24 protein-coding genes are annotated in these 24,728 nt (G+C 48.1%); 12 read left to right on the forward strand and 12 right to left on the reverse strand.

The annotated features are described in order from the left end of the window. Nucleotide 1: 1 nt before the first annotated feature. The 6 genes from D515_RS00195 to bioA form a co-directional block, all read right to left on the reverse strand. Nucleotides 2-550: an ECF-type riboflavin transporter substrate-binding protein gene (locus D515_RS00195; RefSeq protein ID WP_002535041.1), complete on the reverse strand. Its 549-nt coding sequence runs from the start codon at nt 548-550 to the stop codon at nt 2-4. Between the two features lie 248 nt (nt 551-798). After that, nucleotides 799-2,037, reverse strand: coding sequence for a serine/threonine transporter SstT (sstT, locus tag D515_RS00200; RefSeq protein WP_002535042.1), 1,239 nt, complete (start codon nt 2,035-2,037; stop codon nt 799-801). Nucleotides 2,038-2,356: 319 nt separating this feature from the next. After that, nucleotides 2,357-3,031, reverse strand: coding sequence for a ChrR family anti-sigma-E factor (locus D515_RS00205; RefSeq protein ID WP_002535044.1), 675 nt, complete (start codon nt 3,029-3,031; stop codon nt 2,357-2,359). Next, nucleotides 3,024-3,656: a sigma-70 family RNA polymerase sigma factor gene (locus D515_RS00210; RefSeq protein WP_002535045.1), complete on the reverse strand. Its 633-nt coding sequence runs from the start codon at nt 3,654-3,656 to the stop codon at nt 3,024-3,026. Before D515_RS00210 ends, D515_RS00205 begins: the two co-directional genes overlap by 8 nt. A gap of 68 nt (nt 3,657-3,724) precedes the next feature. Next, nucleotides 3,725-4,276, reverse strand: a complete 552-nt coding sequence (locus D515_RS00215) for an LON peptidase substrate-binding domain-containing protein (protein ID WP_002535046.1) — start codon at nt 4,274-4,276, stop codon at nt 3,725-3,727. Nucleotides 4,277-4,338: 62 nt separating this feature from the next. Next, nucleotides 4,339-5,619 (reverse strand): adenosylmethionine--8-amino-7-oxononanoate transaminase, encoded by a 1,281-nt coding sequence (gene bioA / locus D515_RS00220; protein WP_002535048.1) that lies wholly within the window; start codon nt 5,617-5,619, stop codon nt 4,339-4,341. Between the two features lie 108 nt (nt 5,620-5,727). Between bioA and bioB the strand changes: the two genes are divergently transcribed. Genes bioB through bioD form a run of 4 tightly spaced genes read left to right on the forward strand, consistent with a single transcriptional unit; the run spans nt 5,728 to nt 9,447 of the window. Continuing rightward, the gene (bioB, locus tag D515_RS00225; protein ID WP_002535049.1) at nt 5,728-6,780 is read left to right on the forward strand and encodes a biotin synthase BioB; all 1,053 of its coding nucleotides are present in this window, start codon (nt 5,728-5,730) and stop codon (nt 6,778-6,780) included. 15 nt (nt 6,781-6,795) lie between these two features. After that, entirely contained in the window at nt 6,796-7,962 is a 1,167-nt protein-coding gene (bioF, locus tag D515_RS00230; RefSeq protein WP_002535051.1) for an 8-amino-7-oxononanoate synthase, read from the forward strand. Then, entirely contained in the window at nt 7,959-8,774 is an 816-nt protein-coding gene (gene bioC / locus D515_RS00235) for a malonyl-ACP O-methyltransferase BioC (protein ID WP_002535052.1), read from the forward strand. The genes bioF and bioC overlap by 4 nt, the downstream gene beginning before the upstream one ends. Next, nucleotides 8,767-9,447 carry a dethiobiotin synthase gene (gene bioD / locus D515_RS00240; protein WP_002535053.1) on the forward strand — a complete coding sequence of 227 codons (681 nt, stop codon included), beginning with the start codon at nt 8,767-8,769 and terminating at the stop codon, nt 9,445-9,447. The genes bioC and bioD overlap by 8 nt, the downstream gene beginning before the upstream one ends. Nucleotides 9,448-9,498: 51 nt before the next feature. Here the strand turns inward: bioD and D515_RS25970 are convergent, their stop codons facing one another. After that, the gene (locus tag D515_RS25970; protein WP_002535055.1) at nt 9,499-9,675 is read right to left on the reverse strand and encodes a hypothetical protein; all 177 of its coding nucleotides are present in this window, start codon (nt 9,673-9,675) and stop codon (nt 9,499-9,501) included. 536 nt (nt 9,676-10,211) lie between these two features. Between D515_RS25970 and htpX the strand changes: the two genes are divergently transcribed. The 6 genes from htpX to D515_RS00275 all read left to right on the forward strand — a co-directional run bounded on the left by htpX (nt 10,212) and on the right by D515_RS00275 (nt 18,052). Next, nucleotides 10,212-11,093 (forward strand): protease HtpX, encoded by an 882-nt coding sequence (gene htpX, locus D515_RS00250; RefSeq protein WP_002535057.1) that lies wholly within the window; start codon nt 10,212-10,214, stop codon nt 11,091-11,093. A 157-nt stretch (nt 11,094-11,250) separates the two neighbouring features. Next, the gene (locus D515_RS00255) at nt 11,251-11,568 is read left to right on the forward strand and encodes a VOC family protein (RefSeq protein WP_002535058.1); all 318 of its coding nucleotides are present in this window, start codon (nt 11,251-11,253) and stop codon (nt 11,566-11,568) included. A 183-nt stretch (nt 11,569-11,751) separates the two neighbouring features. Beyond that, nucleotides 11,752-14,061: a penicillin acylase family protein gene (locus D515_RS00260; protein ID WP_002535059.1), complete on the forward strand. Its 2,310-nt coding sequence runs from the start codon at nt 11,752-11,754 to the stop codon at nt 14,059-14,061. A 410-nt stretch (nt 14,062-14,471) separates the two neighbouring features. After that, complete coding sequence (locus D515_RS00265) at nt 14,472-15,998, forward strand: DUF1800 domain-containing protein (RefSeq protein ID WP_002535060.1); 1,527 nt, start codon at nt 14,472-14,474, stop codon at nt 15,996-15,998. Continuing rightward, complete coding sequence (locus tag D515_RS00270; protein ID WP_002535061.1) at nt 15,995-17,299, forward strand: DUF1501 domain-containing protein; 1,305 nt, start codon at nt 15,995-15,997, stop codon at nt 17,297-17,299. The genes D515_RS00265 and D515_RS00270 overlap by 4 nt, the downstream gene beginning before the upstream one ends. 180 nt (nt 17,300-17,479) lie before the next feature. After that, on the forward strand, nt 17,480-18,052 hold the full coding sequence (locus D515_RS00275; RefSeq protein WP_002535062.1) for a class I SAM-dependent DNA methyltransferase: 573 nt from the start codon (nt 17,480-17,482) through the stop codon (nt 18,050-18,052). A 123-nt stretch (nt 18,053-18,175) separates the two neighbouring features. On the opposite strand, the gene D515_RS00280 is transcribed toward D515_RS00275, so the two are convergent. Next, nucleotides 18,176-18,847, reverse strand: a complete 672-nt coding sequence (locus tag D515_RS00280; protein WP_002535063.1) for a type 1 glutamine amidotransferase domain-containing protein — start codon at nt 18,845-18,847, stop codon at nt 18,176-18,178. Nucleotides 18,848-18,965: 118 nt separating this feature from the next. Here D515_RS00280 and D515_RS00285 point away from each other — a divergent pair, with 118 nt between their 5' ends. Further along, complete coding sequence (locus D515_RS00285) at nt 18,966-19,859, forward strand: LysR family transcriptional regulator (protein WP_002535064.1); 894 nt, start codon at nt 18,966-18,968, stop codon at nt 19,857-19,859. 95 nt (nt 19,860-19,954) lie between these two features. Here the strand turns inward: D515_RS00285 and punC are convergent, their stop codons facing one another. Beyond that, nucleotides 19,955-21,166 (reverse strand): purine nucleoside transporter PunC, encoded by a 1,212-nt coding sequence (gene punC / locus D515_RS00290; RefSeq protein ID WP_002535065.1) that lies wholly within the window; start codon nt 21,164-21,166, stop codon nt 19,955-19,957. Between the two features lie 100 nt (nt 21,167-21,266). On the opposite strand from punC, the gene punR reads away from it, so the two are divergent. Further along, on the forward strand, nt 21,267-22,169 hold the full coding sequence (punR, locus tag D515_RS00295; RefSeq protein ID WP_002535066.1) for a DNA-binding transcriptional activator PunR: 903 nt from the start codon (nt 21,267-21,269) through the stop codon (nt 22,167-22,169). A gap of 5 nt (nt 22,170-22,174) precedes the next feature. Here punR and D515_RS00300 read toward each other — a convergent pair whose 3' ends face one another. The 3 genes from D515_RS00300 to D515_RS00310 all read right to left on the reverse strand — a co-directional run bounded on the left by D515_RS00300 (nt 22,175) and on the right by D515_RS00310 (nt 24,523). Continuing rightward, complete coding sequence (locus D515_RS00300; RefSeq protein ID WP_002535067.1) at nt 22,175-22,555, reverse strand: rhodanese-like domain-containing protein; 381 nt, start codon at nt 22,553-22,555, stop codon at nt 22,175-22,177. Nucleotides 22,556-22,607: 52 nt separating this feature from the next. Further along, a complete protein-coding gene (locus tag D515_RS00305) occupies nt 22,608-22,976 on the reverse strand; it encodes a sulfite exporter TauE/SafE family protein (RefSeq protein WP_051997462.1) in 369 nt (122 codons plus the stop codon). Nucleotides 22,977-23,305: 329 nt separating this feature from the next. Beyond that, a complete protein-coding gene (locus tag D515_RS00310; protein WP_002535069.1) occupies nt 23,306-24,523 on the reverse strand; it encodes a DUF418 domain-containing protein in 1,218 nt (405 codons plus the stop codon). Nucleotides 24,524-24,728: the final 205 nt, after the last annotated feature.

Raw genomic sequence — 24,728 nt, forward strand, 5'->3', positions numbered from 1 at the left:
GTCAGGCCTCAGTCAGATTACGACACTGGCTGTTGCGCTTAGCGACAGATTGCAGGATGAAGTAGCCGACCACTGACACGAGTAAAGCGTTACCTGCGGCAATGATGCAAAGCTGGATAAACACCTTGGTGAAAGGTTCTGCATACAAAATAGTATCAAGTAAGGCTGAGCAGCCGTAGCCAATCACATTACCGAGCAATGCTAAAAGCGCAAACAAGAAGACATCTGGCAGTTTGAAATGGCCGTACTTGAGGCGTTTTTTGGTTAACAGTGGGAATAGCCCGATGATCATGCCCACAATGCCTGAGCCTAATACCCAAGTCAGCCATACGCCCCATCCTGCGAAAAGGTCAGTCACCCAGTGGCCGATGAAACCAACGAAAAATCCAACGCCTGGGCCAAACAGCACAGCGAAAAGTGCCAAAATCGCCATGGCGGGTTTCAAAGTGGTGTTGGCAAAAATCGGAATACCAAACATGGGCAAGCCACCGATGCCGTAAAGAGCGGCACCAATGGCAATAATAACGACTGTTTTTGCAGAGAGATTCATAGATAACCTTTCACGCCCGGCTGATCGAAGGCGAGCCAGGACGCTTCGTGATGCAAATTCTTTAAGTGGCTCGCAAAAAATGAGGCGGGATTATAGGGATAATTTTCGGGAAAGGAAAGCTATCTATCTAGACGTCTAAACCTTTCTGTAAACCAAGATAGACGCTTGATGAAGCTTTGACCGAAACGAAGTTGAGAACCAACAAAAAAGGCGCCGAAGCGCCTTTCTCAAAGGGAGGGAATTGGAGGCTATTTCACCAGCTTCTCCAGTACCGCTTTGCGTTCAACTTCACGACATGCTGCGGCAGTGAACACCACGTCTGTTGAGCTGTTCAGTGCGGTTTCAGCTGAATCCTGAACCACACCAATGATGAAGCCTACCGCAACAACCTGCATTGCCACATCGTTCGGGATACCGAACAGGTTACAAGCCAGAGGAATCAGCAGCAGTGAGCCACCCGCTACGCCAGATGCGCCACATGCAGAAACCGCGGCAACGATGCTGAGAAGAAGTGCGGTGGCCAAATCTACCTGAATACCCAGTGTATTAACGGCAGCCAGTGTCAGAACGGTGATTGTAATCGCCGCACCGCCCATGTTGATGGTCGCACCCAGAGGGATTGAAACGGAGTAAGTGTCTTTATCCAACTTCAAACGGTTACATAGCTGCATGTTCACTGGGATGTTCGCAGCGGAGCTTCGCGTAAAGAAGGCGGTCATACCGCTTTCACGCAGGCACTGGAACACCAATGGGTAAGGGTTTGAGCGGGTTTTGAAGTACACAATAATAGGGTTAACGACCAGCGCGATAATTGCCATGCTACCCAACAGCACAGCCAGCAAGTGCGCATAGCTCATCAGTGCTTCAAAGCCAGTTTCTGCGAAGGTTTTTGCCACCAGACCAAAGATGCCCAGCGGTGCCAGTTTAATGATGTTGCGAACGATGAAAGAGACGCTTTCTGCAACGTCACCAAACACCGTTTTGGTGGTGTCATTGGCGTGGTGAAGAGCAATGCCCAGGCCGATTGCCCAAGCCAGAATGCCGATAAAGTTACCGTTCATCAGAGCGTGGATTGGGTTATCCACAATGCTGAACAGCAGGGTAGTGATCACCTGGCCAATACCTTCTGGCGGTGCAACTGCGGTTTCAGAGGTTGTCAGCGTCAGTTCCGTTGGGAACAGGAAGCTCATCGTCACCGCGGTCAGCGCGGCGGCAAAAGTACCAACAAGGTAAAGGATAACGATAGGACGAAGGTGTGTGTGTTGGCCTTTGCGTTGATTAGCGATAGATGCTGCGACCAGTATAAAGACCAGAATCGGAGCAACGGCTTTTAACGCACTGACGAAAAGCCCACCGAGGAAACCGACGGATTTTGCACTTTCTGGCGAAAAACTTGCCAACGCGACACCCGCAATAATACCGACCAGAATCTGGACAACCAGACTGGTATTGGCAATGCGAGCGAGAGGAGATTGTGTTTGCTTCATTATATTCTCACTTCACTGTGTAAGGGTCTTGGGGCCCCATAACCGACAAAGCCTCAAACGTCATCACGCTTGAGGTAAAACTGTTAACACGAGGTTAGCGATTGGATTAAATCAGGATGGCTGGCATCCTGTAAAGGGATAAATGACACAAAATATACAATCAGATCGCATATGCGTGATTATATAACGTTATATGTGGATATAATGATGTAATATGTTGGATAAATAACTGTTGTTTAGTTGTTAATTGGCATAATAAAAAAGCGCCCTTAAGGGCGCTTTGGTGGTAAAAATCATACTGAGCTTGGTGCGTATCAGACTAATAAATAACGCGTCCAATAGTGTTAAGCAACTGACTCACACCTTTTGTGAAGTGCAGCGGTGCATCCGCGACTGTGTAGCATAGGCAGCCATCGTGTGTTTGCGGGGTGTGATGGTTTGAGCCGTCCAACACAATGAAATCACCTGGCACGTATTTGTCGTGTTCGTCTTCGAAATGACCACTCAGTAATAGCGTCACTTCCATACCCTTGTGAGTATGACTAGGAACACTGCCATTCATACCAATATGAAGCAGGCTTGCTCTGGTATCGCCTTCATTGAGAGGCAGCCTTGCTCGGCTGATTGCACCAATTGAGCTCCACCCTAAATGATGATATCGGCGCAGTGCGGTCGGCAGATTGTATCGTTCACCCGCCACCTCAATCTCTGTAGAAGGGGAAGCAGATACTTTTGTCATTGGCACGCTCTCTCCGCTGATGATGGATGCCATCATGTCAGCGAAAAGCGCTTCTTGCTCTGCGTGAGTCTCAGCGTCGTTGACGCTTTCTTCACTGAAGGCTGATTCAGCCGCTTTAGCCTCGAAGTGCGCAAGCTTATCTGCGCAGCATGAACACAGTTCACAGTGGGCAGCGACGGCAATGGACATTGATGCCGGCAATTCACCCGCTGCATGTGCCTCAAGCAGTGCTTCAGACGGATGGTACTTAATCATTATTTACCTCCAGATGAGTACGCAGTTTTTGAAGGCCCAATCTCAACCTAGATTTGATGGTCCCCAGGGGCACGTTGAGTTGGTCTGCGAGCTCTTGATGAGTCAGCTGTTTCAGATAGACACCTCTGACGACCTGCTGTTGTAAGTCAGGTAACAAATCAATGTAAGAAAGCAATTGCGTCTGGATTTGATCTTGCAATGCTTCGTCTTCTTGATCGCCAACTTCACCATCAATAAGCGGCCAAATATCGCCACTCAAACAATCTTCTCTATTGCTCTTCACTTTTCTCAGCATGTCAAAGCTGACGTTACGCATGATTGTGAACACCCAAGTCGATGCGCCCCCTTTAGACCCGTCATACAGATGGGCTTTTCGCCACACCAGAATCATGGTTTCCTGAACCAACTCCATCGCTTGACCGTCTGCTCTCAAATGGCGAAGGCCGTAAGCACGAATTTTGGGTGCGAAGTGACTGAACAAGCTTGAAAAAGCTTTGTCGTCTCTGTCGTTCGCAACGCGAGTTAAAAGCTCCGCCAAATGTTCAGGGGTGGGTGTAGACATAGATGACCGACTGTTTGATCGTTTCTGGTTGATTGAATTATAAGTGCTTTCGACCAGTTCCATGATGATTGTGTCCTTTAAATGTCTTACCAGTCGAAACGAATGAAATTCAAATTTGGATCACTTGTACATCAAATTTTTTCTTCGGTGAGCAGCAAAGAGATGAATTGTTTGGCTTCTTCTAAATCCTTTTGGGACAAGAACCATTGTCTTTGGTTATTGGCGAGCGGAAGGATTTCTAACCAGCGTTGGCATACCCAAAGCATATCGTCGAAGTGCTGTTCATCGTGGTATTGCGAAGCATGTTCAGGGTGGGCTTCGAAAACGTTTTCCAACGCTTCACCTAGGAGGCCAGCGCCTTCAATTTCATCCCAATTCTCAAGCGCTTCGGCATCGCCGACCCAAAGTCCGTCTTCTTCCTGCCCGATATTGTCCAGAGCGACACGGGAGATACCTCGGATGGTGATGCCAAGTAAACCGTCTGATAAGGTTTCAAAATCGACGATCTTTACGTGTGTGCCGAACCGACAAATTGCGTCTCCGTCCTTCATTGCCAGCACAAAACCGCTGTCACTCGCCATTGATTCCTTCACCAAGCGCACATAGCGTGGTTCAAAAATCCTTAGCTTGGTAACACCGCCAGGCAGTAAAAAGAGGGGTAACGGAAAAAGACCTAAGTGCATTGAAACCTCCATAAAATCACATACAAAATTACGGAGAGATCAATGTGTGAGATCACCTTCGCTTACTCTTTACTCTCGAAATAGTCGGCAAGTCCGCTTTGAATGGCATCAACCAGTTGCTTAAGTTGCTCGCTGCTCATGTCGTATGGCGGCATGATATAAACCAATCGGCCAAACGGACGAATCCATACACCTTTCTTTATGAAGTGTTTTTGAATGGTATCGACATCGACGGGTGAGTGCGTTTCCACCACACCAATCGCACCGAGCCAACGCACATCCTTTACGTGCGGCATTTCAAGCAATGTTGGAAGTAATTCAGCCAGCTTTGCTTCAATACCGAGCACTTTTTCCTGCCAGGGCGTGTCTTGGAGTAATTGAAGGCTGGCGTTGGCCACAGCACTAGCGAGAGGGTTTCCCATAAAGGTTGGGCCATGCATAAAGCAACCTGCTTCCCCGCTACACACTGTGTCTGCTACATGCTTAGAGGTGATGGTGGCTGCCATGGTCATATAGCCGCCCGTTAAAGCTTTACCCAAACAGAGAATGTCAGGTTCGATATCGGCGTGTTCGCAGGCGAAAAGCTTGCCTGTACGGCCAAAGCCAGTAGCGATTTCATCACAGATTAAAAGAATACCGAACTCGTCACACAGTTCTCTGACGCGCTTTAGAAAGATTGGGTGATAAATCCGCATTCCACCCGCACCTTGAACGATAGGTTCGAGGATCACTGCTGCTATTTGCTTTGCATTGCTTTCTAACTTGGCTTTGAAATCGACAATATCATTTTCGTCCCACTCATCGTGGAAACCGCATTGTGGGGAGTCCGCGAAAATATGTTCCGGCAAAAAGCCTTTATAGAGCTTGTGCATTGAATTATCTGGGTCTGTGACTGACATGGCTGCAAAACTGTCGCCATGATACCCGTGGCGAAGTGTCAAAAACTTTGCCCGGCTTTCCCCTTTTGAATGCCAATACTGCAGCGCCATTTTGAGCGCAACTTCTACAGAAATAGAGCCTGAATCACACAGAAATACTTTCTCTAGCGAAGGCGGTGTCATCGTTACCAGCTTTTTACACAATTCGATCGCTGGCTCGTGGGTGATGCCACCAAACATCACGTGAGACATGTTGGCGAGCTGAGAAGTAACAGCTTCATTCAATGCAGGATGATTGTAGCCGTGAATCGCCGCCCACCAAGACGACATACCGTCAATAAGCTCTGTGCCATCTTCAAGATAAATGTGAACACCTTCCGCCCGGCTAACGGGATAACACGTCAACGGGTTAATGGTGGATGTATAAGGGTGCCAAATGTGATTGCGATCGAATGCGATGTCCATGCTCAAAAAATATCCAGATGTAAACCATAGGAAGTGCTTGCTGTTGACATTGTAAAGGGCGACCTTAGACTGGACAAGTTATCGTTTAATCAATTTGAGGAAAGACAGGTGGACGTTCGCCATAACTGGACTGTCGAGGAAGTACAGGCCCTTTTTGAAAAACCTTTTATGGATCTGATGTTTGAAGCGCAACAGATTCACCGACAGTACCAACCCGCTAACCAAGTGCAAGTCAGCACACTGCTGTCCATTAAGACTGGTGCGTGTCCTGAAGACTGTAAGTACTGCCCCCAGAGCGCACATTACCGCACTGACGTTGAGAAAGAGCGTCTGTTGGAGGTAGAGCGTGTTCTGGATGCAGCGCAAAAAGCGAAGAACTCAGGTGCGACGCGTTTCTGCATGGGTGCAGCGTGGAAAAACCCTAAAGAGCGTGACATGCCATATCTGAAAGACATGATCAAAGGTGTGAAGGGTATGGGCCTTGAAACCTGTATGACACTTGGCATGCTGAGTCCGGACCAAGCGAACGAACTTGCGGGAGCGGGTTTGGATTACTACAACCACAACCTGGATACCTCTCGCGAGCACTACGGCAACATCATTACCACTCGTACATTCCAGGATCGTCTGGACACGTTATCTCATGTTCGCGGAGCGGGCATGAAGGTGTGTTCCGGCGGTATCATCGGCCTTGGCGAGAGCAAACAAGACCGCGCTGGTCTGCTTGTCGAGCTGGCGAACCTTCCACATCACCCAGAAAGTGTGCCAATTAACATGCTTGTTAAGGTCAAAGGCACGCCAATGGAAAGTGTCGACGACGTTGAGCCTTTTGACTTCGTTCGTATTATCGCTGTAGCACGCATTATGATGCCGAAGTCTGCTGTTCGTCTCTCAGCAGGCCGTGAAAACATGAACGAGCAGATGCAGGCCATGTGTTTTATGGCGGGCGCGAACTCGATTTTCTACGGTTGCAAGCTACTGACCACGCCAAACCCAGATGAAGACTCAGATATGATGCTCTTTAAGAAGCTGGGCATTAACAGCGAGCAGGCTGTACAAAAACCGGATCAGGTTCAGGAAGAAACGCTGTTGACTCAAGTAGCTGAGCGCGTAGCTTCTCGTCCGGGCAAAGACGACCTCTTCTACGAAGCGAACGTTTAGGAGCGCGCTTCGACAATGCGTGAACAATGCCAGCTGCAAAGCCGTATCGAGCAGAGGCTCGAAGCGCGGCGGCAACAACGCCTTCACCGTCAGGTGGCCGCATTTGGCCACCAAGAAGGACTGATTACGGACAGCGGCAACCGCCAGTTCGCTAATTTCTCGGGCAACGATTACCTTGGCCTCGCTCAGGACGCATCCCTTATCAAAGCGTGGCAAGAAGGACTTTCGCTTTATGGCGCAGGAAGCACAGCTTCGCCTTTGGTAACTGGCTTCTCTAAAGCTCACCAGTTCTTGGAAGACAAGCTTTGCAATTGGCTTGGCTTTGATCGAGCAATATTGTTTAACAGTGGTTTCTCTGCCAATCAGGCGGTGATTTTCTCTTTACTGGAAAAGGGGGATTTGCTGCTTCAAGACAAGCTTAATCATGCCTCTTTAATGGAAGCGGGCATGCTGTCTGAAGCCACTATGAAACGCTTCCCCCATAACGATGTGACTAAACTTGGCGCGCTTTTACAGAAAGCAGACAGCCCAACGCTGACGGTCACAGAAGGCGTTTTCAGTATGGATGGTGACTTGTCACCACTGGCTGATGTGAAAGCACAATGTGAAGCTCACGGTTCATGGCTGATGGTGGACGATGCCCATGGCTGTGGGATTCTTGGAAAAGATGGTCGGGGTAGTTGTGATCATGCTGGTATTAAACCTGACATACTGATCGTGACCTTTGGTAAAGCCTTCGGGATGATGGGCGCGGCTGTACTTTGCAGCGAGAGCGTCCATGATTATTTGACGCAGTTTGCCCGTCACTACGTGTATTCAACCGCCATGCCACCTTCTCAGGCACATGCTTTGACACAAGCGGTGGAAATCATCAACACACAATCCTGGCGTCGTGAAAAACTTGCAGCACTCTCTGAGCTTTTTCATTCTTCGCTAGCTGACTTCTCAGAAGTCATTCCTACGATAACGCCAATCAAACCCGTTGTACTGGGCGATGTAGAACGTATGCAAATTGCAGCAACATCCCTCAAAGCATCCGGGTTTTGGACGGGGGCGATTCGTCCACCGACAGTGCCAGTAAACTCTTCCCGCCTTCGAATCACGTTGTCAGTCAACCAAAGCGAATCGCAAGTGAAAGAGTTAGTAGCGACACTGAGCCAGATTTTGCAGGAGGCATCATGAGTCAGGCTATCGATTTTCAGCAAGGCGCATTCACCATGCTGAATGACGAAAAGAAAGCCATCAAGGACGCCTTCGGTCGTGCGGCAAAAACGTATGACAACAGCGCTTCATTTCAGCGACGTGTTGGCCATCTGTTGATGGACATGAATACGGATTGGCAAGGTAAGACTGTCCTCGACTTGGGCTGCGGCACTGGCTATTTCACCAAACAAATTCTGGAGCAGGGCGCAAACATGATTGCGCTCGATCTTTCCGACAAGATGCTTGAGCAGGCGAGGTCACGTTGCGGAGACAGCGTGGACTACGTTTCAGCCGATGCCGAAGCACTGCCATTGGCAGATAACAGTGTTGATATCGCTTTCAGTTCGCTAGCGTTGCAATGGTGTCATGACCTTTCTGTGCCTTTGAATGAGCTAAAAAGAGTCGTGAAGCCGGGGGGGCAAATACTATTTACGACCTTGTTAGAAGGTTCGCTGGAAGAGCTGAAGCAATCATGGCGTCAAGTGAACGGGCAGTCTCACGTTAATACCTTTTTATCACACAAGCAGGTAAACATTGCGCTCGCTCAAGCTCACTGCAACCACTACCACATAGAATGTAAGCCGATTACGGAGTATTACCCCTCAGCGTTCGCATTAATGAGAGACCTAAAAGGGATCGGCGCAACGCATCTTCAAGAGGGAAGAAGTGCGGGTCTAGTTGGCAAACGTACCTTCAACGAATTGGAAAACGCTTACGGTGTTTTCCGGCTTGCGGATGGTACCGTTCCCGCTACGTATCAGGTTTGCTTTGGAGCTATAACAAATGAATAAAAGCTTTTTCGTCACAGGTACGGATACTGAAGTAGGAAAAACTGTCGCTTCAATGGCGGTTATGCAGGCTGTCTCCAAGGCTGGTTACAGCGTGGCTGGATACAAACCAGTCGCCGCAGGCAGCAAGGAAACAGAACAAGGCCCAATGAACTCAGACGCCATTCGCCTGCGCGAATGTACGACAGTAGAAGTTAGCTACACGGATGTGAACCCGTGTCTTTTGCATGCGGCTTGTTCACCGCATATTGCTGCTGAATTGGAAAATGAAACGGTCGACTTTAGTCTTCTAACGGATGGATTGAAGAATCTTCAAGCGAGATCGGAATTCACATTGGTAGAAGGTGCTGGCGGCTGGCGAGTGCCTGTTACTTATGACACTACGCTGGCAGACTGGGTTGTGGGTGAGAAGCTACCCGTGATTCTAGTTGTTGGTGTTAAGTTGGGTTGTTTAAATCACGCTTATCTTACCGCTGAAGCGATTCGGCGTGATGGCATGGAAATCGTTGGCTGGGTCGCGAACCGCGTTAACCCGGGAACAGAGCACTACGGCGATATCGTTAAGACGCTGGAACATCACTTGAAAGTGCCTAAGTTGGGTGAGATTCCTTACATGCCATCTATCAAGTCGCGTGACTTGAGTGGTTACATCGACATCGCACCACTGGGGTTGTAACCAAAAGAAAAGCCAGCTTAAAGCTGGCTTTTTTGGAACTTGGTTTGGTGCTTATTTGCTATCTTCCGGCAGCAAGCCCATCAGCGATTGCTGAACATCGGACACTTCTTTGAGCTTTTGATTCTCATCGTCGGCAAGCCCCAACTCGGCACAAGCTTCGTCAAAGCTCATTCCCAAGTGACAGCAAAGGATATCGATCGCCATACGATAGTTTTCTTTGTCAGCCATGATTCTCTCTCCTTAGAATCGCGTCCCTGCTGGGCCACAATGTATGCCTTTTGGCATTTCATCCTTATGCGTACGTTATTCCTCTCTGGCGACAAATACAACTCGACAAAAGTCTAATACCCTAGTCGAACATCCTCTATCTGTTACCTGTTTTACGCACGCTTAAAAAATAGCATACGGCGTATGTTTGCAAGAACTTGCGTTTTAAACTGTGCTCCCTCGCAAATAACGAGTGATGGAGATGTCAATCCAAAGCAGAGTGTACAGAGCTGACCCATTCCAAAGCACATGACTTAGATGAATGCTTTGGCTTCAAGGTCGTGTACGAGTGAATGGTTTTTCTTTTAACCCTCTGACCAAGAGAACAAAAACAACAAATTTCTGTGATTTGTGTTTTAAATTGTTACACAGGCTTGTTTTTCCACATTTCGACCCTACTATTCGAACTGTATACCCAAGCTAGCTGAGGTCACTGTGATCAGCGACTTGAGGTAGCTTGAGTAATACGCTTTCATGATTCGGAGAATATTGACGCAATGAAACGCATCGCATTATTTCTGATGACAAACCTTGCTGTACTGTTTGTCTTCAGCATCGTACTAAACATCGTATATGCCGTTACCGGTCTTCAACCAGGCAGCTTGTCTGGACTATTGGTGATGGCAGCATTGTTCGGTTTTGGTGGCTCACTGATTTCGCTGATGATGTCGAAATCTATGGCACTACGTTCAGTGCGCGGCCAAGTTATCGAACACCCACGTAACGAAACTGAGCACTGGCTGATGAGCACAGTGAGTCGTCAGGCACAGCAAGCAGGCATTGGTATGCCAACTGTTGCTGTTTACTACTCGGACGACATCAATGCTTTCGCGACAGGCGCGAAGCGCGATGATTCTCTGGTTGCGGTTTCCAGCGGTCTGCTGGAAAACATGACACGTGATGAAGCAGAAGCAGTTCTGGCGCACGAAGTCAGCCACATCGCAAATGGCGACATGGTGACTATGACTCTGATGCAAGGTGTCGTGAACACCTTCGTTATCTTCATTTCCCGCCTTATTGCTGGCGCCATTAGTGGTGTAAACAACAGTGATGAAGAGGGTGAAGGTGGCGGCAGTTTTATCACTTACTTCATCGTATCTTCTATTCTGGAAATCGTGTTTGGCCTGCTGGCAAGCATCCTGACCATGTGGTTCAGCCGCCATCGCGAGTTCAAAGCGGATGCTGGTGCTGCCAAGCTGGTAGGTAAAGAGAAAATGATTGCAGCGCTGGAGCGCCTGAAAGTGAGCCATGAGAGCCGCCTTGAAGGTTCTATGATGGCATTTGGTATCAATGGCAAGAAGTCGCTGAGCGAATTGTTCATGACTCACCCTCCATTGGATAAGCGCATTGCATCACTGCGTACCGGTGAGCATCTGTAACAGGTATTCGTCCTGACTTTGATAAAAACGCCTCCTTGTTTAAGGGGGCGTTTTTTTATCCCCCTCTTTTTCAGCCAGAAAGATAATCATCAGCTAGATTTCAAGAAAACACAGAAGGAGAAAGGAAGATGAACCCTGTTGGGTTGTTTGGGTATAAATGGATAGAGCAAAGGCATTTTACGAAGCCACTTTGGGTATGACGCTAAGTAAACAGGAAGTGGGCGGGCAGCAAATGGCGTGGTTCACCGTAGAAAAAGAAACAGCCTATGGCGCGACGGGTGCATTGATCTTGGGTGAGCCCGGCGCTTCAGCGACCACTGTCTACTTTGGGGTAGAAAGCATTGAAGATGTATTAAGCCGCGTAAAGGAAGGATCTGTCGTTGTTCCGAAAACAGCAATTGGTGAAAACTTTGGTTTTTTCGCAAAGCTTCGTGACAGTGAAGGGAACTTGATAGGTCTCCATAGTCACAGTTAAGCGACAAGTTGTAAGAAATTCGGCTTGGCGGTCACGTTTGTGGCCGCTTTTGCTTGGGTGGTTATTTTTTCAGCGCCCTCAATGTGTTGAAATGGCAGTCATGCGCTTGCACGCTGTTCAATTAGTCTAATAAACCAGTCAGTGTTGACTACATTCTAAAAACTAAGGATTCATGGAAGACGGATGCTGAAGGCAATTAGATTTGTCATTTACAGTGCTGTAGTTTTGGCACTGCTCGCGACCGCCGTGTTTTACGGTGCGCTGACGCTCAGCCTTCCAACACTCTCTGGTACTGCCTCTTCAAACAGCGTGAGCGATACAGTTCATCTGCAGCGCGATGAATTGGGCACCGCTATTATTATCGCCGAAAACCGTCTTGATGCCTCCTATGCGCTTGGATATGCCCATGGGCAAGATCGCTTCTTCCAGATGGATCTGCTCAGAAGAAACGCAGCAGGGGAATTGTCTGCTTTGTTTGGAGAGGCGGCATTGCCTATAGATGAAAACCGTCGTTTCCATCAGTTCCGCAAACGAAGTGAAGTCGCCTTTAAACAGCTGTCAAAAGAAGATCAGCTAACGTTAGAAACCTACGCCAATGGCGTGAATGATGCATTAGCCCAGCTTTCACTACCGTCCTTTGAATATCTGGTCACTCAAACACAACCATTGCCATGGAAACCAGAAGATTCGGTATTGGCAATCTTCAGTATGTATCTGGACTTGCAGGGAAGAAGCCTCGAACGTGATCTACTGATCGACGCGCTACACAACAATTTTGGTGACGAAATCGCCCGTTTCATTCTTCAACCTTCGCCGTTTCAGGCTGCATTGGATAGCTCAACCACCACAATAAAGCCCCTGTCTGTTCCAGACTTGAACCCATCTTTATTGGCTAATGCCCAGCAGATCACAATAGAAAAGCCGCAGGCGGTGGGGAGTAACAACTGGGCGGTACGCGGTTCTTTAACCCGAAATGGCAAAGCCATGCTTTCTGATGACATGCACCTCGGTTTGAATGTACCCATTATCTGGTATCGCACCCAAATCAATCTCCTGTCCGGTGAAGATCTGACTCAAATTACGGGAGTGAGTTTACCGGGCGCACCTGCCGTCGTGGTAGGAACAAATGGTCATGTGGCCTGGGGCTTTACCAATGGATATATGGATACGGCGGACTGGTATCTGTTGAGCCCCAAAGAGAAAACGACGCTGGAAACAGAAACCATTCCCCTAAAAGAAGGGGAACACAAGTACCTGCTTGAGCAAAGTCAGTATGGGCCGGTTAAGGTGATAAATGGGCTTAAATATGCCTTGAGTTGGGTGGCGCACCGAGACTATGCCGTCAATTTGAACCTGATGAAACTGGAACAGGCAAAAACGGTTCAGGAAGCTTTGGGAGTCAGCAAAAATACGGGTATACCGGTACAGAATCTAGTGGTGGCCGACTCTGCCGGTAATATCGCTTGGCAGGCAACGGGAGCCATACCTGATAGACGCGAACCGCTCTCGAGGCCGGAAGCCTCTTCGCGATTCGACCAACGCTGGTGGCAGCAAGCGACAGATGTGCCTTTTTCCATTAACCCTAAAACTGATCGAATTTGGACAGGCAATAGCCGTGTCGTTAGTGCCAAGCAGGATCCACGCTTTGGCAATGGTGGATACGCGCTCGGTGCTAGAAGTGCACAAATAAAACAGAGATTGATGGAAAAAGATCTTTTCGATATTGAAGATTTCTACGCCATCCAGTTGGACAATGAGGCCGTGTTCTTAAAACGCTGGCATGCTCGCTTGCTTGAGGTGCTAGAGCAGGATGCCGGCGTTTTTCAGGAAGATATCGTTGCGCTCAACAGATGGAATAACTGCGCCTGTGCAGAGTCTGTTGGTTATACCTTGGTGCGAAAATTCCGTGATGCACTTATTGATGCGTTATTTGCACCGCTTGAAACCAAGCTTGAATCTCAGCAACTTTCGCTTTCCCTCATTGAACGGCAGATTGAACCAGCACTTTGGCAACTGATGTTGGAACAGCCTCCGACTTGGCTACCTGCTGGTTATGAAAGTTGGAATGCTTTTCTAACGCAAGCCTACTTGGGTATGCGTGATGCCCTTATGATTGAAATGACAGGCCATGCCGATGGTTCTTTGCAAGCATTGAAATGGGGAGAGGTTAATCAGCTAAAGGTGCAGCATCCGTTCAGCAAGCAAATCCCCATTTTAGGCGGTATTTTAGATATGCCTCCCGTGACTGGGTTTGGCGACCGATTTATGCCTGCGGTGCAGGGGAGAACCTTTGGTGCTTCTCAACGTCTTATTGTTCAGCCTGGAGACGAAGTCAATGGGGTTCTGACGCTTCCAGGAGGGCAAAGTGGTCATCCATTATCGCCTTTTTATCGTGAAGGCTTTGAAAATTATGTAAATAATGTATTTACGCCGCTGTTACCTGCCACGCCTATCCATCAAATATCTTTTCAACCTCAGGCTCCGATCCAGTGAATCGGTGAAATTCGACAAAATTAATGTCTAATTAGTCTATTTTTAATGATAAATACAAATATAAATAAATGAATATTAAAGTAATATTGATTGACTGTAAAAAATAATGACAACTTAATTCTCGTCAAAAACAATTGAATTTAATCAATAATATTCATTGTATTCGTTATCAACAACCAGTTGTGGGAATGAAACCCCATAGAACATGTTGGTGTAAAAAATCAAATAAACGCATGGCTCATTTATTAGAAAATATTTATTTTCTGAATATGTAGTCCAGAATTAAGACCAAAACATTTTTTGATTAGAAAAGTATGAATATTCTCATTTGCATAACACCTGGTGTTAAAGTCGGACAGCCTCTCAAAGGAGAGTGGTCCGTTTGCCTCGGCAAATTGAGGGTATTTGATATGCAGTTTGATTCTTTTGCACATGCTTCGCGTTGGTTGGATCTCGCGACTTTCGGTCCTAAGAAAGGCGAAGCAAACATTTTAATAAATAAGCGCGCTAAAACTTGGTTTGATGAACAAGTAGCACTTCCAACGACATCCCACGTAGAGCAATGCCAGAAGCAATTTGTGGCGCAGGGCTACGGGAAGAGACCTTCAAAGTCCACCCGTGTAAGAGCCTGGCTGGATGTCGCATTCTACTCTAAAGACCAACTTCGCCAACGTGTCGCTTATGCGTTGTCACAAATCTTCGTCGCGTCGGATCAAGATCCGAATCTGGCCAACCATGCGCCAGCTATCGCGAACTACAACGATCTTCTTTGCCAGCATGCGTTTGGCAACTTCCGTGACCTCCTGAAAGATGTGTCCGTGTCACCGGTGATGGGACAATACCTGTCTATGGTCGGTAACAAGAAAGGAGACCCAGCTTCAGGTCGTCGCCCTGATGAAAACTACGCCCGCGAGATCATGCAACTCTTTTCAATCGGACTTTATGAGCGTGATCTGGACGGTACCTACTATCTGGATGGTAACGGCAAGCCAATTCCTTGTTATACCGAAAAGGATATTCAGGAACTGGCACGTGTCTTCACAGGTTGGAACCACGCGGATGCGGATCTGATGGTGCCGATGGTGAATAACGCAGTTGACCATGACCGCGGTGAAAAATCAGTGCTGGGGCATCGTTTCCCGAAAGACATGCCAGCAGAGCAGGAAATGGATCAGGTCATCGATATGTTGCTTCATCATCCATCGACTGCACCTAATATCTGTCATGGTCTGATTCAACGAATGACCACCTCGAATCCATCACCTGATTACGTTCGCCGAGTGGCAGAGGTGTTCCTCGATAACGGTATGGGCGTGACGGGTGACCTGAAAGCGGTCGTTTGGACCATTTTGACAGACCCTGATGTTTACACCGCAACACCGACGACTATGAGTAAGGTACGTGAGCCTTGGTTGTCTCTGGTGGCTATATATCGAGCCCTGGATGTTAAACCGGGCGCTGGCAGTGCAGTGGTGGAAACTGATTTGGTTTATTTGAAAACCTGTAATCAATATCCACTGGGTTCACCGTCGGTATTTAATTTCTTCTTGCCAGACTATGCACCTAAAGGCGTAGTGAAAGAGAATAATTTGGTCGCGCCAGAACTACAAATCGTTGACTGGTCACATATTATTTATGTTCACAACTTTATTTACGGTCTTATTCGTCTGAATCTTCAGAAATTAAGCGCGCCTTTGGCTAAAGAGCTTTATATCAATGTTGAAGAGTTTAAATCATTGATTGCCTCTAAAAATATCGAAGGCTTTATCCAAGAAACATCAGAACGCTTTTTCAATGGCGCGATGCCTACTCCACTAAAACAGGAACTTCGTAAACATTATAACGGGATGGACTTGAACCCGGGCAAATGGGTACAGCGTTTACTGTTTATTGCTCTGGCATCACCATACTTCCACGTTCAGGAGAACCGCGCATGAAACTGACAAGAAGACACTTCATCAAATCTCTGGGTGCAGCGGGTGCGACGGTTGCCGCTCCAATGAGTTTCAGCGTAAAAGCGAATGGCGCAGAAGATTACAAAGCTTTGATTTGCGTTTTCCTCGCTGGCGGTAACGATTTTTTCCACCAGGTACTGCCACTGGACAGCACCAACTACAATAAGTACGCGTCGTCACGTAACTCCACATTAGTTTCGCGCAGCCAGATCAACCCTTTGAATATCAAGGATGCCAATGGTGTGCAGTTTGGTCTGCACAAAGCGATGTCACCCCTGATGCGCCTCTTTAACCAAGGCAAAGCGAATGTCGCCCTGAATGTGGGTCCACTTCTTGCTCCTGTTACTGCGGATGATATAGCAGCAGACCGCGCAGAGCTTCCTCCTTTCCTGTTTGCGCACAACAAACAACAGGAAGTTTGGCAGCACAGTTGGATGGGGCAGGACTACAGTGAAAACGGTTGGCTGGGTATGTCGATGGATGTACTGTCGCGCAGCTATGGCGGCTTACCGAACGCCTTCCACACTGGACCAAATACCCTGTTAGATGCCTACGATTCCGACAAGATCTTCGTTAACAAGAACGGCTTTGAGTCGTTTAACATGCTTCAAAATGCAGCGATGCGCTCTAGTTATGAAGACAATGCCAACCAATACTATGATTCGCCACTGACGGCAGGTTATGCCGAAGCGGTAAAACAAGCCATGTACGCGCAGGATCAGATGAGCCCTGTTGTCGATTCCATCCCTATGGACACCCGTATTCCAGGCTCCAATCTGGGTATGCAGCTGCGTGCGGTGAAACAAATGATTGAAGGTGCTCAGTTATTGGGTCATAACCGCCAGGTATTTTATGTGTCGCTGGGTGGTTTTGATACTCATGACAATCAAGTTCGTCGTCAGGATGAACTGATGAGAGAGTTTTCTGAGACGATTGCAGCACTGTATGCCACATTGGATGAGGAAGGGCTCACTGATAACGTACTGACGTGTACTTTGTCGGAGTTTGGCCGCACGATGCACGATAACTCGCGAGAGGGAACCGATCACGGTTGGGGTGGTGGTCACTTCATGTTTGGTGGTGGCACTACGTCGGGGACTTGCTTCGGCACTTACCCAGACTTTACCCGCGGTGGGCAGGATGACAACGGTCAAGGTCGCCTGATTCCTAAAATCGCCCATGAGCAATATGCTGCGCACATGGTGAAATGGCTAGGAATGAATAACGCGGGATTGTCTACCGTGTTCCCGAACCTCCACCGGTTTGGCGGCCCAATGGCATAAGCCTCTTCTCAGTCTATTCAAAGCCCGCAGTAGCGGGCTTTTTCGCTTTGGGGCCAGAGAAAAATCATAAGAACCGATGAAAATGTCGAAATTAGAAAGGGTTTTGGTCCAACTGAATAGATTCATTTTATAAAATGCCATACCATTTCCATAGATTCACTACGTAGTATGGGTACTAAAATGAGCGAAAGCTGGGATGATCTGGCGGCGGGATGGGATGAAAACGAAGCCGTCATTGCCTATTCAGAGAAAGCTTTCGGCACCCTTTGTGAAGTCATCGAGATCCGCGGCGCACAAGTACTGGATTTCGGTTGTGGTACCGGATTGCTGACTGAGCAACTCGCCCCTCGTGTCACGTCAGTGACGGCAATTGATCCTGCCACCAAAATGGTCCAAGTGTTGGAGGATAAAGGCTTTGGCAATGTCACTACGGTGGTGGGTGAGGTAGACGAAGATTTTGTTCGTGACTGTCGCCAATCAGGCAAACGCTTTGATGTGGTGGTGGCCTCTTCAGCGCTGGCTTTTGTCCCTGATTATGCTGAAACCATTGAATTACTGACCATGCTGCTCGCCGACAAAGGTGTGTTGGTTCAGTGGGATTGGGAGAAAGTGGGGGACTCCAGTGTGGGCTTCTCTTCAACTGAAATTGAAGAGGCTTACGAAAGTGCAGGGCTTAATGTGGTTTCCATCACCCATCCATTCTGCATGGGAGACATGAGGGTCATCATGGCAGTGGGACAACGGGAAGCCTAATCAGTTAGTCCAAAGCGCATGCAAAAGTAAACGCCAGTGTCGAGCAGGCAGTGGTATTGCTCTTCACTGACGTTTGATTTTTTTGCTAATCGCTTCCTAGGGGCTGTTGACCTTTGGTGATGATTATTTCAGAAGCTCAACCATGGCTTCACCTACACCATGCGCACTTGCAGGGTTTTGGCCTGTCACCAACTTGCCGTCAGTAATCACGTGAACGCCCCAAGGTTGGATTTTGCTGTATTTTGCAGCCTTGCGTGTCAAAGACTCTTCCAGCAAGAACGGAATATCCTTGATGGTGCCGAAATCTACTTCTTCCTCACGGGTAAAAGCGGTCACTGTTTTGTCTGCAATCAACGGCTGACCATTGCTCAACGTGATTGGCAACAAAGCCGCAGGGCCGTGACAAACTGCACCCACAACACCTCCATTTTCATAAAGCTTGGCTGCAAGACTTGCCGTTGGAGCATGCTGCGCAAGGTCAGAAAGCAGACCAAAACCACCTGGGTAGAAAATCGCGTCATAGTCGTCGGCATTCAACTGGCTAACCGGAATAGTGTTCTTTACACGAGACTGGAATTCATCGTTGTTGAAAACACGGCTGTTAACGTCGTCACCTTCCATATCTTCACCATAGAAAGGCACTTCGCCGCCATTGATAGAAGCAACGTCGTAGGCAAAGCCAGCTTTTAGAAATACGTCCAGCGCGTGAGTCAGCTCTGGTGCGTATGTGCCGTTTGCCTGGTCTGTGGTTCCAAGTGTGGCGTGATTCGTAACAATGATCAGAATCTTTTTCATGCTGTAATCCTTTTAACTTGAGCGGGTGCAGATGGTTTGGGTATTTACTCTATACTTTCGCTAATTAGGTGATAATCCATTAATATGGAAAACCGACTTTGCTATATGGCAATAATCAATGAAGAAACGCTCACTCAGTTTTGAAGGTATTGTTGAGTTCGTCACCGTGGCTGACGCAAAGGGATTCAGTGAGGCGGCACGGCGACTGAACTGTTCTGTAAGCCATGTATCCCGGCAGGTTTCCCGTTTGGAAGAGCGCTTGGGAACGGCGTTATTTGCCCGCTCCACAAGGTCCGTAAAACTGATGGAAAATGGGCAGCAGTATTATCTTCAATGCCAAGAGTTGGTAAGTGGTCTTTCTCAAGCCAATGAAATGGTGACTGGCGCGCAGTTTGATTTGCAGGGAACGTTGCGAATCAGTATGGCAGGCTCTTTTGCTGAACAATTTGTCGCGCCTGCTTTGGTGGAGTTTGCCAAGCTCCACCCGGAACTCGCCGTTGAGTTGGATTTCAGTAGTCGCCACGTGAATTTTGTTGAAGATGGCTTTGATTTTGCCATTCGCTACGGGCGTTTGCAGGATTCCGGGCTGGTGGCACGAAAGCTGGCAAACAGAAACTTGATGGCTGTTGCTTCGCCAGAATACCTGTCAGCGAAGGGCGAACCAGAGAATCCTCAAGCATTGGCAAAGCATTCATGCCTCATTACCAATAACGACACTTGGCTTTTCGAAAGGAATGGTAAAGAGATGCCGATAAAGGTATCTGGCCGTTTCCGGTGTAACAATGCGAATGCCATGGTTGAAGCTTGTAAAGCGGGACTAGGCGTTGGCTATATGCCGAAAAGCAGCTTTCAAAAGGCGGTTGAAGAAGGGAGCTTGGTGCCTGTTCTCGAACCTTACTGGACGAAGAATATTACTTCGTGGGTGGTGTATCAAAATCGCCGATTCTTGCCTCTCAAGGCCCGTCTTGCTATCGACCACCTGCTCGAGCATTTCAAAGAGTGGAACGAATAACGCAGAGAGTAAGATGAAAACCTAGGGTCAGCAGACCCTACAAACAAAAATACCGCCTGCGTCATCGCAGGCGGTATTTTAAATTGGATAGCTTCCTAAGCCGCTTGAGGCGCGTCTTCAATCGCTACGCGGTTAGCGTTCCAGCTCAGCATCAGTCCCAGCGCCACACTTGCGCCAGCACCCATCATTACTGCTGACACCGTCAACAGACCGTGGATTGCCAATGCAGATACCACGCCACTTGCTACGAAACAGATCATTGTCTGTAGGAAGTTCAGTAGACCCGCTGCCGTTGCGCTACAGGTTTTGAACTCTTCCAGTGCTTTGTTTACGACGATTGGGTAAATCGCACCATTCGCCGCTGCCAGGAAGCAGAATGGGATCAGTACCGGCCAGATGTTGGTCACATCAGTCTGCCAAGACACCGCGAAAATGATTGAAACACTCGCGATGAACAGCCCCACGAACCACGGCAGAAGCACAGAACCATCAAACTTGTTCAAAAGTGCACGACAGCTGTAACCGCCGACAATGAACGCGATAGTTTGTGGTACATAGCTCATGCCGATGTCGGCGCCGCTGTAACCCATTTCTGTCATCACGAACGGAGAACCAGTCAGCCAAGCAAAGAACGCTGCAGAACAGCCTGCGAATACCAACATGTTGCCAACGAACTTACGCGAGCTGATGATGTTCTTGTAATCGCTAACCAGTTTCGCACCCAGCTTCTCATCGCTGTTGACTGCCGGCGCACTTTCTTTCTGACGCAGGGTCGTGGTCACCAACACCGCGCCCAAAGCAACCAGTGCGATGAAAATGCTACGCCAGCCAAACTGAGATTCCAGTGCCGCACCCGCCAGTGGCGCAAGGGCAGGAGACAAAGCGACCAATGGCATGATGGTAGCGAACACACGTTGAGACGTTTTGCTGTCGTAACGGTCGATAACTACCGCTTGCCAAATCACAGAAGCAGAACACGCACCCAGTGCCTGTACAAAACGTGCAGCCAGGAACACTTCAATGCTGTCAGCCATAAAACAGGCTGCAGTTGCAGCGCTGAACAGCGCCATACCGCCGACCAGCACTTTGATGCGGCCGATGCGGTCAGACAGTGGACCATAAACGATTTGACCCAGCGCCATGCCCAACAGGAACACGGTCAGCGACAAACCAATCATGGATTGAGTTGTACCCATCTCAAGGCGGATGTTTTCAAAAGCGGGCAGGTACATATCAGTCGCCAGAAAACCGAGCATGCTCAGGCCGGCAAACCAAATCATTGTTGTCATAGGAACAGTATTTTTCATTTTACTTATCCGTTGTTGCAATATGCGCGCAGTCTACTGCTAGCGAAAAGCGCTGTGAAACGCTAAAATTTCCACATTGCTTTCAAAAAATTTGATTCGTATGTTTTCCTATCAAGATCTACAAGTTATCGATGCTGTTGCGCGTCGTGGTAGCTTTTCCGCCGCAGCTGAAGAATTGCACAAAGTTCCCAGTGCGGTGAGCTATACCGTCAGGCAGATGGAAGAGAAACTTGCTGTGAATTTATTTGAGCGATTACACCGCTCAGTGAAACTCACGCCTGCTGGCGTGTTCTTCGTGCAACAGGCAAGAGACTTGATGAAGCGGATGGATGAGATTCGCGATCAAACCCAGCGTGTTGCCAATGGTTGGACGCGAAGTGTCTCTCTGGCACTGGATAACGTGGTGCGTGAAGATCGTGTCGATTCATTGGTTCGGGACTTCTACGATGCTTTCCCTGACGTGGAATTACTGCTGACCATGGAGGTGTTCAATGGCGTGTGGGATGCACTGGCGTACGATAGGGCAGACATAGCCATAGGCGCGACAGCGGCGGTGCCAGTTAGCGGAAACCTAAGTTATCGCGATATGGGTATTCTCACCTGGCGGTTTGTGGTTTCGAAAGACCATCCTCTGGCGGCAGAACCTGAGCCTCTCAGACATGAACAATTGCTGGCGTACCCTGCAATTTGTCTGGAAGACACCTCCCGCATTCTTCCCAAACGAGCCACCTGGCTGCTCGATAATCAGCGTCGCCTCACTGTACCCAACTGGCACAGTGCGATTCAGTGTTTTCGTTCAGGATTAGGGATCGGAGCCATGCCTTCGCATATGGCTCAATCGTATCTAGAAAGTGGAGAGCTGGTAGAGAAAACACTGGTGGAGCCTCCCGCCAAAAGCCCATGTTGTATTGCATGGCGCTCAGACAAAGAAAATCCGGCGGTGAATTGGATTTTGGATTATCTGGGCGATGCAGAAAAAGCGCACCGGGAATGGTTGGAATAAACCGATTAACTTTGCGTTACCAACGGATACCCCGCAGAAGACCATTGGGTAATTCCCCCTTTCAGTGAGCTCACGTTATTAAACCCCATTCTCCTTAAAGACTCTGTTGCTAAAGCTGATCGTGAGCCTGAACGACAGTAAAGAACGATAGGGGCATTAGAGACATCTTCTACTTTCAAAATATTATTAAGGTGTGCCACGAGATTCATTTCCAGTATTCCTCTGGGAATAGCATGTGCACCGTAGATAATGCCGCTATCCAATTCGTTGGGCTCTCGCACGTCAATGAGGACAACGTTATCTGCGTTTTCGCTGAGCTGCTTTGGTGTTATTTCTTTGATTTTGCCTTTAATAACATCGACGAATTGCTGGCTGGTTAAGAGCATATCTTTTCCTCTCACAATATTTGATTGAATACAAAAACGGTAGAAATGATCATTAGTAGCGCTCCAAACAAACGTGAAATATGTGTTTGAGGGAAGTGATTGCGAAGCCTGTGTCCAAACAACACAGAGCAATCAGTTGGGCTGTAACAGGAGCGATGACGGCAACTTCAGCGCCTGAAAATGCGCCTAGAACACTCGGTACACCGAATGCCAACAGGAGATGAATGTCGATATTTTTGGTGAAAGGGTTCTTTAGTGAGGATAGGAGGCTAAGAATACCGACAACAACCAGGGAAGACATGATTGCTTCTTTGTCTGGCATACCTGTACCGTATACGAATACTGGTATGGTAATGATGGCGCCTCCCGAGCCTAAAGTTGCTAGTGAGAAACTGATAAAAAGTGCTCCAAGTAACCCCATTCCCTTGTCTCATTAATTAGTAATCGTATTGATAAAACACTAAATGATGAGAGTGGCGCTCAACAACTTATGAAACTTTGTTTGCTCGACAAGGGATTGTTTGCCACTGGGTGTTGACTAATTTTATTGGACACTAACTAAGTTAAATTTACTGGCGTCTGAGTGGCTGGCTGAGGGTATATTTCGCGGTTTTAAAGTATTTGGCGTGGTTATATGGGGTTTATTATCCTTCTGCGTTGATGGAGCCCAGTTGACTCTAGAGTTTTGCCTCAATAAACAACCGCCGGCAAAGATCTCTTTGACGGCGGTATCCGAATTAGCCGTTTAAATTACACCTTGGCTTGTTTCAACTGACTGGTCATTTTCTTACCCAGCGCCAATCGTCTCCAAACCTTCTCAAGTGGACCCATTCGGTGATGTTTCAGCCAGTAGTTTGCAAACAGCACTTGGACCACACTCATTAGCAAGACGATGCTAATCAATGGTGCACGGTTTAGCGTGCCGTAAAGATCTGGAAGCAGCCATTGGAAAATCGCCACGGCAATGAATGATTGCGAAAGATATAGCGTAAATGCCATGCGCCCACAGGCTGCGAAAGGTTGCACAATGACCGACCGTTTTTCCACCAACCAAATCAGCAGTTTTGCATAGCACAGCGAAAGGAGCGGAGACATGGACATATTGAGCAACTGCAACGCCAGGCCTAGCTCTTCGTTGAAGCCAATTTCGTTTCTGAAGTTCACTAAAAATACCGATGCAAAAGCGGTTAAAGCGCCGACTACACACCAGATAATTAAACGTTTTGATGAATTGAAGAAACCTGTTTTATAAAGCCCCATACCAATCAACATCAGACCGCCGACATGGAACATAAGCACGGGTAAGCCAGATATATAAACGCGGTGATACATTTCTAAACGCAAAGGGATCTGTTCGAAAAAGTAATTGCCAGTGGCAGCTTGAATGAGTTCGGCAGCTTTGCTTGGAGAAACGGGAAGGTAGGTGCCCATAATCGGAGGCGGGGCTTCTTCCGGTGGCGCAAATGCAATAGCTGCAGAAAGCGCTAAAAAGAGCAATACGGCTAATGAAACGAAGAAAACACCCAATATGAGCTGGGTGCGGGCTTGCCAGTTAGCGGCGCGGAAGAGAACAAGACCTGTGATGGCATAGATAAACAGGACATCGCCCGGCCATATGAGAGCTGCATGAAGTAAACCAATCACAGCAAGCCAGAACAGTCGTCGCGAAATCCACTTACCCGCTGATTGCTGTTTTCGCTGCCAACTCTCCGTTTGAATGACCAAGCCAACCCCGAATAGCAGACTGAACAGGCTCATAAAGCGCCCATCAAGGAATATGGCTTGGAAGGTATACACCGCCATGTCCATATCAGTCGCCGTTCCTTGCCAATCTGGAGCATGCAGCGCTAAAGCCGGTAAAGCTTGTTGGGCGAAAATGTTCATAAACAAAATGCCAAGAATCGCTATGCCGCGGATGACATCGAGACTGAGTATCCGTTCTGCTGGGTTGGGCGGTGCAGTTGTCATTTCACTTCTCTCATTCAAATGATTAAAAACTGTGCTGTGACATCTATATGGAACTCATTTCATTGATTCAATGAGATAGAGGTGTTTTTGCGGGTACGGTAAGCAATGTAACTGAAGGAGTGATAAGCGGCTCTATAATTCGCCGGGTGAATGACATGGGTTGCAGTTTTTATTCTTCTTATCAATACCCTGCAGAAAAATTGAT

Source organism: Grimontia indica (assembly GCF_000333895.2).
Classification (GTDB): Bacteria; Pseudomonadota; Gammaproteobacteria; order Enterobacterales; family Vibrionaceae; genus Enterovibrio; species Enterovibrio indicus.